This window comes from Novosphingobium sp. P6W (assembly GCF_000876675.2).
Classification (GTDB): Bacteria; Pseudomonadota; Alphaproteobacteria; order Sphingomonadales; family Sphingomonadaceae; genus Novosphingobium.
Genome location: NZ_CP030352.1, coordinates 2,050,183 through 2,062,957, shown reverse-complemented (window position 1 = coordinate 2,062,957; position 12,775 = coordinate 2,050,183). Strand labels below are relative to the sequence as shown.

The window sequence follows — 12,775 nt, the reverse complement described above, 5'->3', positions numbered from 1 at the left end:
ACAGGATACACCAGGACAGCCCATGCCCAAGCGTACCGACATCTCCTCGATCCTAGTCATCGGCGCCGGCCCGATCATCATCGGCCAGGCCTGCGAATTCGACTATTCGGGAACGCAGGCTATCAAGGCGCTCAAGGAGGAGGGCTACAGGGTCATCCTGGTGAATTCCAATCCTGCCACGATCATGACCGATCCGGACATGGCCGATGCGACTTATGTCGAGCCTATCTCGCCCGAGATAGTCGCCCGCATCATCGAGAAGGAGCGCCCCGATGCGCTGCTTCCGACGATGGGCGGCCAGACCGCGCTCAACTGCGCGCTGGCGCTGTTTAACGACGGCACTTTGGAAAAGTACGGCGTCCAGATGATCGGCGCTGATGCCGATGCCATCGACAAGGCCGAGGATCGCCAGCGTTTCCGCCAGGCGATGGACAAGATCGGCCTCAATTCCGCGCGTTCGGGCGTTGCTCATACGCTGGACGAGGCGTTCAAGGTTCTTGAGAGCACGGGCCTGCCGTCGATCATCCGTCCCAGCTTTACGATGGGCGGCACCGGCGGCGGTATCGCCTACAACAAGGCAGAATTCGAGACGATCGTGCGCTCCGGCCTCGACGCTTCGCCCACCACCGAGGTCCTCATCGAGGAATCGCTACTCGGGTGGAAAGAGTATGAAATGGAAGTCGTGCGCGATCGCCACGACAACTGCATCATCATCTGCTCGATCGAGAACGTCGACCCGATGGGCGTTCATACGGGCGATTCGATCACCGTCGCCCCGGCGCTGACGCTGACCGACAAGGAATACCAGATCATGCGCACTGCCTCGATCGAGGTGCTGCGCGAGATCGGCGTCGAGACCGGCGGTTCGAACGTCCAGTTCGCGGTGAACCCGGTGGACGGCCGCCTGATCGTCATCGAGATGAACCCGCGCGTATCGCGTTCGTCGGCGCTGGCTTCCAAGGCGACCGGCTTCCCGATTGCGCGCGTCGCCGCGAAGCTGGCGGTCGGCTACACGCTGGATGAGATCACTAACGAAATCACCGGGGCCACTCCGGCGGCCTTCGAGCCCACCATCGACTATGTGGTCACCAAGATCCCGCGCTTCGCCTTCGAAAAATTCAAGGGCGCCAAGAACGACCTGACCACGGCGATGAAGTCGGTCGGCGAAGTCATGGCGATCGGCCGCAACTTCAAGGAATCGATGCAGAAGGCGCTGCGCGGTCTGGAAACCGGGCTCGACGGCTTCAATCGCGTCCCCGCGCTCGAAGGAGCAGGGCGCGACGTCATCACCGCCGCGCTTTCCAAGGCGACGCCGGAGCGGATTCTCAACGCGGCGCAGGCCTTCCGCGAAGGCTTCACCGTCGAGGAAATCCACGCGATCACTCACTACGATCGGTGGTTCTTGCGCCACATCGAAGAGATCATCGCCGAAGAGACGAAAATCCTTCAGGATGGCCTGCCGATCGATGCGGATGGCATGCGCCGCCTCAAAGCCATGGGCTTCTCGGACAAGCGCCTCGCCACGCTGGCAGTGCGTTCGGTGGGCGTGGCCGGGGGGCTGGGCGAAACCCAGGCGAAGCGTTCTGGCCTGCTGCATGATGCCCTGCGCGCCATGGCCGGTGCCACCAGCGAGAAGGAAGTGCGCCAGCTGCGCCGCAAGCTGGGCGTTGTCCCCGTCTTCAAGCGGATCGACAGCTGCGCCGCCGAATTCGAGGCGGTGACGCCTTACATGTACTCGACTTACGAGGCCCCGATCTTCGGTGCGCCCGAGGATGAGGCCATGCCGTCCGATCGCCGCAAGATCGTGATCCTCGGCGGTGGTCCCAACCGCATCGGTCAGGGCATCGAGTTCGATTATTGCTGCGTTCACGCCTGCTTCGCCCTGTCCGAAGCCGGCTATGAGACGATCATGATCAACTGCAACCCCGAGACCGTCTCGACCGATTACGACACCTCGGACCGCCTCTACTTCGAGCCGCTGACTGCAGAAGACGTGCTGGAAATCCTGCGCGTCGAGCAGCAGAACGGCGAACTCGTCGGTGTAATCGTCCAGTTCGGCGGCCAGACCCCGCTCAAGCTGGCACAGGCGCTGGAAGACGAAGGTATCCCGATCCTCGGCACTTCGCCCGACGCGATCGACCTTTCCGAGGACCGTGAGCGTTTCTCGGCGATGGTCGACAAGCTGGGCCTCAAGCAGCCCGCCAACGGCATCGCCCGCAGCCGTGACGAGGCCGTCGCCGTGGCCAACCGCATCGGTTACCCGGTGCTGATGCGCCCCAGCTACGTGCTGGGCGGCCGCGCGATGGAGATCGTCGACAGCGAGCAGCAGCTCGATGACTACATCACCACCGCAGTCCAGGTTTCCGGCGACTCGCCGGTGCTGATCGACCAGTACCTGCGCGACGCGATCGAGTGCGACGTTGACGCCCTGTGCGACGGCGAGCGCGTCGTCGTGGCCGGCGTCATGCAGCACATCGAGGAGGCCGGCATCCACTCGGGCGACAGCGCCTGCACCCTTCCGCCTTACAGCCTGCCGCCCGAGATCATCGTGGAAATGGAGCGCCAGGCCGAAGCCTTGGCATTCGGCCTCAGCGTTCGCGGCCTGATGAACATTCAGTTCGCGGTGAAGGACGGCGAGGTCTACCTCATCGAGGTGAACCCGCGCGCCTCGCGCACCGTGCCTTTCGTCGCCAAGGCGCTGGGCCAGCCAGTCGCCAAGATCGCCAGCCGCGTCATGGCCGGCGAGATGCTCGACACCTTCCCGCCGTTCAAGCGCGACCTGCCATATATGGCGGTCAAGGAAGCGGTGTTCCCCTTCGCGCGCTTCCCCGGCGTCGACCCGGTGCTCAGCCCCGAGATGAAGTCCACTGGCGAAGTCATGGGAATCGATGCCGATTTCCCGACCGCCTTCGCCAAGGCGCAGCTCGGCGCAGGCATGCGCCTGCCGACCGAAGGTACCGTGTTCGTCTCGGTCAAAGACAGCGACAAGCCGGTGATCCTGCCAGCCATCCGCACGCTGGTGGAACAGGGTTTCCGCGTGATCGCCACCTCGGGCACGCAGAAGTATCTCGCCGAGGCCGGTCTGCCGGTTGAAGTGGTGAACAAGGTTGCCGAAGGCCGCCCTCACATCGTCGACAAGATCGTTGATGGCGATATCGCCCTGATCTTCAATACCACCGAAGGGTGGCAGAGCCTCAAGGACTCGACCTCGATCCGCGCTTCGGCGTTGACCGGCAAGGTATCGATCTTCACCACCGCCGCCGCCAGTGTGGCCGCAAGTGAAGCGATTGCGACGATTCGTGGCAGCCAACTTGAAGTGCGTTCGTTGCAAGACTACTATAGCTAAAATCGATCTTGCCTCCCCACATCGCAGCAGATCGGCCCTGACCCAAAACGGCATATGCCGTGGGGCGGGACAGGAGACTATTCTTCTGAAAGGTCGGTCGAGCGTGGAGAGGCAGCAAAAGGAATTACGTTAGAATGGCAAGTATCGAAAAGCTGCCGATGCTCGCGGAAGGCTATGCAAGGCTGACCGCAGAACTCAAGGCGCTGCGTGAAGAGCGTCCGTTGATCGTCGACGCAATCGAGGAAGCGCGCGCCCACGGCGACCTTTCCGAAAACGCCGAATATCATGCGGCCAAGGAACGCCAGGGCCAGGTCGAGGCGATGGTCGCCGATCTGGAAGACAAGGTCACACGCTCGCTGATCGTCGATCCGGCGACCCTGACGAGTGACAAGATCATCTTCGGCGCCACAGTGACCTTGCTCGACGACGACGACAAGCCGGTGAAGTACCAGATCGTCGGCCCTTACGAAGCAGATGCCCGCGTCGGCCGCATCAGTTACGCCTCGCCGCTGGGCAAGGCCCTGATCGGTCGCAAGGCTGAGGAAGAGGTCGAAGTGACCGTTCCTGCGGGCGACAAGTGCTACCTCGTGCAGAAGATCGAGTTCATCTGAATTCGATCTTTTGATGAGACAACAAAAAAGGCCGGCTTCGCTGCCGGCCTTTTTTGTTGTCTGTCGCCATTCGTTGTCAGCGTCAGAGCCGTATCTCAGCCTTCGATGATATCGGGCTGGAGCAGGCGGTGCAGATGTACGATGACGTACTTCATTTCCGCATCGTCCACCGTGCGCTGCGCGCTGGACTTCCAAGCTTCCTGGGCAGACGCAAAGTCGGGATAGACTCCGACGAGGTCCAGTTCCTTGAGGTCGACGAATTCGAGGCTGCGCGGGTCCTTGACCCGGCCGCCCATGACGAGGTGAAGCTTCTGCATGGGAGAGGGCCGCTTTCCTGTTTGGGGAGGAGCGGCCCCTATAATTTTAGACAGGTTGTGCCGCAAGGGTTCATCGCCCTCGCGGCACAGACTTTATGCGATGCTGCAAATCAGTATCGATTATGGCGCTTAATGACGCGATTTTGCGCGCGCTTTGAGGTCTTCGGCCATATCGACGACCTTGGCCGAACGTTCCGCTGCTGTGTCACCAAGGCGGTGCGCGGCGTCTGCGGCGACATCGCCCAGCTTACTCGCTCGCTTGGCGGTGGCGCGGCCAAGCGCACTGGCAGCAGCAACGGCGGCAAGGCCGTACTTTTCGAGGTTGAGCACGGCGATGCCACTTGCCTTCTCAGCCTTGTCGGCAAAGACGTATGCCTGCTTGCGTGCGCCCACTCCGACGTCATGCGCCTTTTCGCCCGCTTGTTTGCCGAGCACTAGGCCCGCTGCGCTCGCCACTTCGGCAAGATTGACCGCTTTTTCAAGAAGCTTGCGGCTCGCACGGCGCGGAACCAGACGCGTAGCCCGGCGCGGAAGCAATGCACTGACCGCGATGCCCACTGCCACGCCGCCCGCAACCGTGATGACCGGGTGGCGTTTCACGAAGGCGATGACTTTTTCAGACGGGCGCTGCTCGACCGCTTTGGCGGGCAGGGTGACGACGTTCGTGCTCTTGGATGCTTCTGTCTTGGAGGGATCGGTCTTGGTCACCGTGAGGCTCCTTATTGAGAGCCGAGGTCGAAGGTATCCTTGACCCAGGCCATGAGAGGATTTCGTACTAACCAAAGCATCAGGGCGGCCAAGGTTCCGCCGACCGCACCTGGATGCTCTTCAACCATGGAGACGGCCTCGTCGAACATCAGCTTGGCCTGTTCCATGGCCTCATCGGCCAGTCGGCCGCCAATGCCGCGCTCGTCAATGTCGGCCTTGAAGACCTGATAATGGCCGTCGAACCGCGCACGCGCCGCGTCTCGCGCTGCGCGGTCGGCCATTACTTGTGCTGCCAGTCTGCTCATTGCCCCCAATACCTCATCAGGTTTCGTCTTTTCCGCCGATAACCGTCATCATGCGCCGCAGCCGAACCTTGGCATTCCATGCGCAAAACGCAGCAAAAGCCGCTAGCACCACTGTAATAAGCAACATCGCACCCCAGCGCCCGATCAAGGGGCCGAGCGCGATTACCGTGCCTACGACAAAGGCCATCGCAGCGAAGAAAACGACCACCGCCGCCACGACAAGCAACAGCGCGATGTTGCGCGTTTCCGTGCCTACGAAGGCCGCGCGTGTTTTCTGAAACGCGAATTCCGCCTGCGCCAACGTCTTTGCCTCGTCAGCAAGTTGGCGCAGGTCCTGGGCGAGCGATGGATCTGTGTACCCCTCGGCCGTGACCCTTGCGGTGTCCGGCGCGAGGTTCGTATCGGTTTCCTGCATTTGCGTGTTCGGGCGCGGGGCGATTGCCCTCACTTGCCCCGGAACAGGCGGGCGAGCACGAAGCCGGTGGCTGCAGCGATGCCGATCGCCAGACCCGGGCTCTTGCGCACGAATTCACGCGCATCCTCACCAATGTCTTCCAGCGACTTCTCGTCCAGCTTGGAGGCGGCCTCCTGCATCGACTTTGACGCGGAGCGGGCATAATCGCCGTACTTCGCGCCAACCTTTTCGTCGATCAGGGCGGAATTGTCATCGATCACCTTGGACAGGCCAACGATTGCCTGGCTGGTCTTGGCCTTGCCTTCGACCGCGTATTCAGCAGCCTTCACCTTGGCATCGGCGGCGAAAGTGCCGGCCTTTTCCTTGGCTTCCTCGGACTTGACCTTGGCTTCGCTGGCCCATTCGTCCTTGGTCTGGCTGAATTTTTCCTTGCACTCTCCAGCGAGTGCCTGCGCACCGGCCTTGGCTTGTTCAACAGCCTTGGTGAAGTGATTCTTGGCGCTTTCGGTGCCGTTTCCGGCGGTGACTGTGGGGTCGACCATGATGGTATCCTTCCTTGTTCTGCCCTGGGCGCGGGATTTGATCCCTTATAAGCCATATGCGGACAGAGTAACACAACTTGCCCGTTATTGCTGCAACGCAACTTGCCACACGAAGTTCCCCTGCTAAGACCGCCGCCAGTGGCGCGGGCTGCGCGCCCGCAGGAGGAGAACCGCCAAAATGACCGCGATCATCGACATCCATGCCCGTGAAATCCTGGACAGCCGTGGCAACCCCACCGTCGAAGTGGACGTTTTGCTGGAAGACGGCAGCTTTGGCCGTGCCGCTGTACCGTCGGGCGCATCTACCGGCGCGCATGAAGCCGTAGAACTGCGTGACGGCGACATGAGCCGTTACCTCGGCAAGGGCGTTCTGAAGGCAATCGACGCCGTCAACGACGAGATCGCCGAACTTCTCGTCGGCTCCGACGCCGAAGACCAGCGCGACCTCGATCTCGCGATGATCGAACTGGACGGCACCCCTAACAAGGCACGCCTGGGCGCCAACGCCATCCTTGGCGTCAGCCTCGCTGCCGCCAAGGCCGCCGCCAATGCGCGCGGTCTGCCGCTTTATTCCTACGTCGGCGGCGTTTCGGCTCATGTCCTGCCGGTGCCGATGATGAACATCATCAACGGCGGCGAACATGCCGACAACCCGATCGACTTCCAGGAATTCATGGTCATGCCGGTAGGCGCCGGTTCGCTGGCCGAAGCGGCACGCTGGGGCGCGGAAATCTTCCACACCCTCAAGAAGGGCCTGCACGAGAAGGGCCTGGCAACGGCCGTCGGTGATGAGGGCGGTTTCGCACCGAACCTTGCCAGCACGCGCGATGCGCTCGACTTCATCATGGCTTCGGTCGAGAAGGCCGGGTTCAAGCCGGGCACCGACATCATGCTCGCGCTGGACTGTGCTTCGACCGAGTTCTTCAAGAACGGCAAATACGAGATCAGCGGTGAAGGCCTCAGCCTGTCTCCCGTCGCTTTCGCCGATTACCTTGCCGACCTGTGCGATGCCTATCCGATCATCTCGATCGAGGATGGCATGAGCGAAGATGATTTCGAAGGTTGGAAGGCCCTGACCGACAAGGTGGGCAGCAAGGTTCAGCTGGTCGGCGACGATCTGTTCGTCACCAACCCCAAGCGCCTGACCATGGGCATCGAGATGGGCCTTGCCAACTCGCTGCTGGTCAAGGTCAACCAGATCGGCACGCTGACTGAGACGCTGGAAGCAGTCTCTATCGCCAACCGCGCTGGCTACACCGCCGTCATGTCGCACCGCTCGGGCGAGACCGAGGACGCGACGATCGCCGATCTCGCGGTCGCCACCAATTGCGGCCAGATCAAGACCGGCTCGCTGGCCCGTTCGGACCGGCTTGCCAAGTACAACCAGCTCATCCGCATCGAGGAAGAACTGGGCAAGGCCGCGCGTTATGCCGGCCTTGGCGCCTTCGGCCGCCTCGGCGCCTGATCGCATCATAAGGATGACGCGGGTGTCCGGCGCTTTGAGGCACTGGACACCCGCAACCCCCGCGCCGCCTTCCGACCTGCCATCCTCTCATGGGGTAAAAGGATTTTTCCGGCCTGCCGGCGTCAGCGCGCGGGTTGAATATCCTTGATGGAATCGTCCAATCGCACGACCGACCGCGATGCGGAGGTGAAGTATTCGAGCATGGCGGCGTAGCCCCGCGCGCTCAGTTTGACGTAGACCCGCCGCGCATCGCCAAGGTCTGCTTCGCGCACCAACAGCCCCTGTTTCTCAAGGATTGCGATCCAGCGTAGTGCCGTCGTCGACGGAACTGCCGATCCGATGCATGAACTGGTAACCGAGACACGGCGGCGTTCCTTGGCGGCGATGAACAAGTCCAGCAGGATATCCCAGGCGGGTTCGCCGAAAAGTTCCTCCGACCGAAAGATCTTGGTGCGTCGGCGTCTGTCCTCATAAGCCTGCCGGGCCAGTTCAACCCAGATCGGGTGGTCCTGGCTGGCAGCGGCCTTAGCGCCTTCGCGCGCATCTCCTCCTGCAGACAGGGACTCGGGAATAGCAGAGGAGCTTTCGCCGATCTCCAGTTCGCGTGCCATTGCTAGAAGTTCGTTGGCTATGCCGATCAACCGGATTGCTTTAGCGCGGTTGCGCATCAACTGGTCCGTGTTCTCCATCGAATAGGGTCACCAGTCGCAGGCCGCGCGACTTCGAAAATAAAATGATCCGCGCGGCGATTATTTCCAATGTGGCGAGAAAAGCCGCGTTTATCCGGGGTAACAGTCCGGATGGTTTCGCAAGTCTGTTTCGTTCACCACGGATAGAACCATAAGCAGTCATCCGCACGGGCGTCTTGCCTAGCCTAATCCGTATTGGATGCTTCGCGTGGTAGGTTGAACTCCCGGCATAGCGATACGATCGCCGTTTCGAGATGAGCGGCTGCCACCAGCGCTCCCAGTGCTTCCATGTCGACCAGGCGTGCTTCAAGCTCCGCCAGTAGCGACTTCGCAGTTTCGTCCTTGTTCACCCAAGTGTTCTCCAACGGGTAAGGGGATACCCCATACCTGGGCCCGGAACCCCCGAGCCTTGGTTAGCGACCCCGCCATTTTGGATGGCGTAGATTATCTTTAGAGATATCTCCATTTCAGATCAAAATTGGAGACAACTGCATTGGGACTACACCAATGCGGAGGATTGAAAACCGCGAATTTGGCAATGTCCTAGATGTGAACATCTTGTCAGCAGCGAATTAGCATTACTGACTTGCTAAAAGATGAACCACTGTGAGTTTTGTGCAGGAAATTTGAAAAAACTAAGTATAGATACTTAGTGTATTAGACATAAAAAGGCCGGCACCCGACGATTGCGAGTGCCGGCCTTTTTGGAGCCGGGGTGTCAGGCGCCAAAGCGCTCCTTCAGATCGTAAAGTGCGACTGCTGCGCGCGCAGCTTCGCCGCCCTTGTCCTTCTGCGCGGAGTCGGCGCGCACAATGGCTTGATCTTCGTTCTCGACGGTGAGGATGCCGTTGCCGATGGCAATGCCGTCCATGGTCAGGGCCATAATACCGCGCGCGCTTTCGCCCGCAACGATTTCGAAGTGGTAAGTCTCGCCGCGGATGACAACGCCGATGGCGACGTAGCCGTCATAATCGCCGGTAGCGTCGGCGAGTGAAATGGCTGCCGGGATTTCCAGCGCGCCGGGGACCGTGATGACATCTGCCTTGTGCCCGGCAGCCTTGAGCGCAGCCTTTGCGCCGGCGATCAGCATGTCGTTGAGGTGGTCGTAGAAGCGGGCTTCGACGATGAGGAAACGGGCCATGGTCAGTTCGATCCTTCGATAGTGTCGACGATGGGACGTTCGCCGACGATATTCAGCCCATAGCCTTCCAGCGCGACAAGGGAATGGTGCGTGTTCGTCAACAGGACCATGTCGTGGATGCCAAGCTCCGCCAGGATCTGCGCGCCGACGCCATAATCGCGCAGTTCTTCAAGATCCGGGGTGCCGCCGGCGCGGAACTCCTGCTTGATGTCCATTACCTTGGACATCAGCTTGTTCATCGGCCGATTGATGACGACGATAACGCCGGTTCCTTCCTCGGCGATCATGTTCATCGAGCGCTGGAGCAGTTCGGAGCGGTCGCCGGTGTCTTCGCCGAAAATGTCGGCGAAGAGGGAAAGCGTATGCATGCGAACCAGCGTGGGCTGGTTGGGGTCGATGCGCCCCTTCACCAGTGCCACGGTCTCATCGCCGGTCGCGCGGTTGAAGTACGAGCGTGCAATCCAGTCGCCGCCATTGCGTGAATGGAAGGTGATTTCGTTGCGCTTCTCGATCATGCGGTCATGACGGCGACGATAGGCGATGAGGTCGCGGATCGTGCCGATCTTGAGGTCGTGCATGCGTGCAAAGCTGATCAGGTCGTCCATGCGGGCCATCGTGCCATCATCGCGCATGATCTCGCAGATCACGCCGGAGGGATTGAGGCCGGCAAGGCGCGAGATGTCCACGGCAGCTTCGGTGTGCCCGGCGCGTACAAGGACGCCGCCGTCGCGGGCGCGCAGGGGGAAGACATGGCCGGGCGTGACGATATCGTCGCGGGTCTTGGTGCCGTCGATGGCGACGGAGACGGTGCGGGCGCGGTCACCGGCCGAGATGCCGGTGGTTACCCCCTCGCGCGCTTCGATCGAGACGGTGAACGCGGTTTCGTGGCGGGTGCCGTTGTTGCGGCTCATGAGGTCCAGTCCGAGTTCATCGGCGCGCTGGGTGGTGAGCGTCAGGCAGATCAGGCCGCGGCCGTGCGTCGCCATGAAGTTGACGGCGGCAGGGGTCGCCATCTGGGCGGGAATTACGAGGTCGCCCTCGTTCTCGCGATCCTCATCATCGACGAGAATGAACATGCGCCCGTTGCGCGCTTCGTCGATAATCTCTTCGATGGGCACCAGGACTTCGCGCTCGTCATTGGCGAACAGGACGCGCTCCAGCTTCCCGAGGGTATCGGCTGTGGGGTTCCAGTCTGCTTCGGTACAGTCGCGCAGGGTGTTTGCGTGGAGGCCAGCGGCGCGGGCAAGCCCGGCCTTGCTCATGCCGCCATCGGAAATGAGCCTGCGCACCTTGTCGATCACATCGGTAGCCATTTTAATGTCCGTTCACACATTATGATGTGCAATGGATAAGATTGGCTCACATTGAAATCAAGAGCCCTTGAATTGCGGCGGCCGTTTTTCGAGAAAAGCGGTGACGGCTTCCTCATGATCTGCTGTGGCGTGAGCGGCGGCCTGCATCGCAGAGGCCATCTCCAGCAACGAGGCGAGGTCGCCGCGGCGGCCTTCCCATAGCAGGCGCTTGGTCATGCGCACTGCATGGGACGGATTGGCGGCGATTCGGCGAGCCAGGACGCGGGCTGCATCCAGAAGTTCGCCGTCGGGGACCACGCGGCTGACGAGGCCGCAGGCGAGCGCCTCGGCGGCGTCGATCGGATCGCCGGTCAGCGCCATCTCAGCCGCCTTGGACCAGCCGATGACGCGCGGCAGCAGCCAGGAGCCGCCATCGCCCGCGATAAGGCCAAGCTTGACGAAGCTTTCTGCAAACTTCGCGCTCTCGCCTGCGATGCGCAGGTCGCACATGCAGGTGAGGTCGCAGCCCGCGCCCATGGCGGCACCGTTGACCGCCGCGATTACGGGCACTTCAAGCGCCGCGAAGGCGAGCGGCAGGCGCTGGATGCCACGCTTGTAGTTCAGGCGCGTCACGGCCGGAGAGCCGGAGTTGAGATTGCCGCCCGGTTTCATCTGGTTGATGTCCCCGCCGGAGGAAAACCCCTTGCCGGCCCCGGTCAGGATTGCGACGCGTGCCGCAGGATCGGCTTCGAGGCGGGCAAGGCTCGCGAGCAGGGCTTCGATCACCTGCGGGTCGGAGATGGGATTGCGCAAGGCAGGCCGGTTGAGGGTAAGCAGGACGATGCCGTCATCTTCGATTTCGTAGAGTACCGCCTCGTCCATCGCTTCGCCTTTTGCCCTGTCGTTCACGCCGGATCGCAAGGCGATAGCGTGTCAGGCAGGCTACACAATTCATTTTCGTGCATGGCGCGCGCCGCGATAATTCTGCTTCACGCCCTGAGCGCATTCATAATCCTGGCCCATCCGCGAGCGGTGGCCGCCTTGCAGTGCCCGCGCGCGTTTGAGGCCGGTGTTTCAGGCGTCCTGCTTCCTCGCTGCGGACATCATCTTGGTGATGTCGACCTGCCCCGTAGCGAGGCCGCCCATGAAGCCGCCGTCGACTGGCAGGACTACGCCGTTGACGACGCCTGCGAGGTCGGAATTGATCAGCACCAGCGGGCCGGCCTGCTCTTCTGCGGTGGTGTAGCGGCCAAGCGGTTCGGCGGCGGCGTCGACCACTTCCTTGCCCGAGGTTGCGTGGAAGGTCGCCATCATCGGCGTCTGCGTAGGGGAGGGCAGCGAGCAGTTGATGCGGATGCCGTTCTTGATCAGCTTCGCGCCCATGAACTGGGTCCAGACGATCACCGCCTCCTTCGAGAAGGCATAGCCCTCTGCCACCTGGTCAAGGTTGGCCTCGCACCATTCGAGACCGGCCTGGAAGCCCTGCGTCGCCAGGATCTGCATGTGTACGGGGATACGGCGGCTCCAGCCAAGGCCCCCGGTAGAGGCGATCGAGACGATGGCGCCGCCCGGTTCGATCAAGGGGACGACCTGCTCGGTAAGGTGGCGGGTGCCCAGAAAGTTGACCTTCATCGTATCCATCGGCGGGAAACCGCCACCCCCGGGCAGGCCAGCGCAGTTGAACAGTGCATCCACCTTGCCGCCGACGCCCGCAACCGCAGCTTCGATGGTCGCGGGATCGCGCAGGTCGATCTTCGTGAACGACGCCATCGGCACAGCGCTTTCCTTGAAGTCGAAGCCGTGGACTTCGGCGCCAAGCGAGACCAGCAGTTTCGCCGTCGCCTCGCCCATGCCCGAGAAGCAGCCGCTGACGATCACGCGCTTGCCGCTGTAGCCGAGAACATCATTCATCTTGTTGACCTTCCTCTCGCACGGGCGCGGGTT

At 61.8% G+C, this 12,775-nt stretch carries 14 protein-coding genes; 3 read left to right on the top strand and 11 right to left on the bottom strand.

Annotated features, from left to right (window positions below; genetic code table 11):
* The first annotated feature begins 22 nt into the window (after nucleotides 1-22).
* Both carB and greA read left to right on the top strand, forming a co-directional pair.
* Complete coding sequence (gene carB, locus TQ38_RS10040; RefSeq protein ID WP_043972986.1) at nucleotides 23-3,346, top strand: carbamoyl-phosphate synthase large subunit; 3,324 nt, start codon at nucleotides 23-25, stop codon at nucleotides 3,344-3,346.
* Nucleotides 3,347-3,480: 134 nt separating this feature from the next.
* Nucleotides 3,481-3,957 carry a transcription elongation factor GreA gene (gene greA / locus TQ38_RS10035; RefSeq protein ID WP_043972988.1) on the top strand — a complete coding sequence of 159 codons (477 nt, stop codon included), beginning with the start codon at nucleotides 3,481-3,483 and terminating at the stop codon, nucleotides 3,955-3,957.
* 95 nt (nucleotides 3,958-4,052) lie between these two features.
* Here the strand turns inward: greA and TQ38_RS10030 are convergent, their stop codons facing one another.
* From TQ38_RS10030 to TQ38_RS10010, 5 genes are all read right to left on the bottom strand, one after another.
* On the bottom strand, nucleotides 4,053-4,274 hold the full coding sequence (locus tag TQ38_RS10030) for a DUF4170 domain-containing protein (protein ID WP_043972989.1): 222 nt from the start codon (nucleotides 4,272-4,274) through the stop codon (nucleotides 4,053-4,055).
* Between the two features lie 129 nt (nucleotides 4,275-4,403).
* On the bottom strand, nucleotides 4,404-4,982 hold the full coding sequence (locus TQ38_RS10025; protein ID WP_043972990.1) for a hypothetical protein: 579 nt from the start codon (nucleotides 4,980-4,982) through the stop codon (nucleotides 4,404-4,406).
* An 11-nt stretch (nucleotides 4,983-4,993) separates the two neighbouring features.
* Nucleotides 4,994-5,263, bottom strand: a complete 270-nt coding sequence (locus tag TQ38_RS10020; RefSeq protein ID WP_240197855.1) for a hypothetical protein — start codon at nucleotides 5,261-5,263, stop codon at nucleotides 4,994-4,996.
* Between the two features lie 40 nt (nucleotides 5,264-5,303).
* Complete coding sequence (locus tag TQ38_RS10015; RefSeq protein WP_043972992.1) at nucleotides 5,304-5,702, bottom strand: phage holin family protein; 399 nt, start codon at nucleotides 5,700-5,702, stop codon at nucleotides 5,304-5,306.
* A 29-nt stretch (nucleotides 5,703-5,731) separates the two neighbouring features.
* Nucleotides 5,732-6,244, bottom strand: a complete 513-nt coding sequence (locus TQ38_RS10010; RefSeq protein ID WP_043972993.1) for a hypothetical protein — start codon at nucleotides 6,242-6,244, stop codon at nucleotides 5,732-5,734.
* Nucleotides 6,245-6,422: 178 nt separating this feature from the next.
* On the opposite strand from TQ38_RS10010, the gene eno reads away from it, so the two are divergent.
* A complete protein-coding gene (gene eno / locus TQ38_RS10005; protein ID WP_113941909.1) occupies nucleotides 6,423-7,709 on the top strand; it encodes a phosphopyruvate hydratase in 1,287 nt (428 codons plus the stop codon).
* A gap of 122 nt (nucleotides 7,710-7,831) precedes the next feature.
* Here the strand turns inward: eno and TQ38_RS10000 are convergent, their stop codons facing one another.
* The 6 genes from TQ38_RS10000 to TQ38_RS09975 form a co-directional block, all read right to left on the bottom strand.
* Nucleotides 7,832-8,398, bottom strand: coding sequence for a MarR family transcriptional regulator (locus TQ38_RS10000; protein WP_043972998.1), 567 nt, complete (start codon nucleotides 8,396-8,398; stop codon nucleotides 7,832-7,834).
* Between the two features lie 185 nt (nucleotides 8,399-8,583).
* Nucleotides 8,584-8,748 (bottom strand): hypothetical protein, encoded by a 165-nt coding sequence (locus TQ38_RS09995; RefSeq protein ID WP_240197854.1) that lies wholly within the window; start codon nucleotides 8,746-8,748, stop codon nucleotides 8,584-8,586.
* A 368-nt stretch (nucleotides 8,749-9,116) separates the two neighbouring features.
* A complete protein-coding gene (ribH, locus tag TQ38_RS09990; protein WP_043973004.1) occupies nucleotides 9,117-9,539 on the bottom strand; it encodes a 6,7-dimethyl-8-ribityllumazine synthase in 423 nt (140 codons plus the stop codon).
* A 2-nt stretch (nucleotides 9,540-9,541) separates the two neighbouring features.
* Nucleotides 9,542-10,852, bottom strand: a complete 1,311-nt coding sequence (ribB, locus tag TQ38_RS09985; RefSeq protein WP_043973007.1) for a 3,4-dihydroxy-2-butanone-4-phosphate synthase — start codon at nucleotides 10,850-10,852, stop codon at nucleotides 9,542-9,544.
* Nucleotides 10,853-10,909: 57 nt separating this feature from the next.
* Nucleotides 10,910-11,713, bottom strand: coding sequence for a crotonase/enoyl-CoA hydratase family protein (locus TQ38_RS09980; protein WP_043973009.1), 804 nt, complete (start codon nucleotides 11,711-11,713; stop codon nucleotides 10,910-10,912).
* Between the two features lie 192 nt (nucleotides 11,714-11,905).
* The gene (locus tag TQ38_RS09975; protein ID WP_043973011.1) at nucleotides 11,906-12,742 is read right to left on the bottom strand and encodes a coniferyl-alcohol dehydrogenase; all 837 of its coding nucleotides are present in this window, start codon (nucleotides 12,740-12,742) and stop codon (nucleotides 11,906-11,908) included.
* Nucleotides 12,743-12,775: the final 33 nt, after the last annotated feature.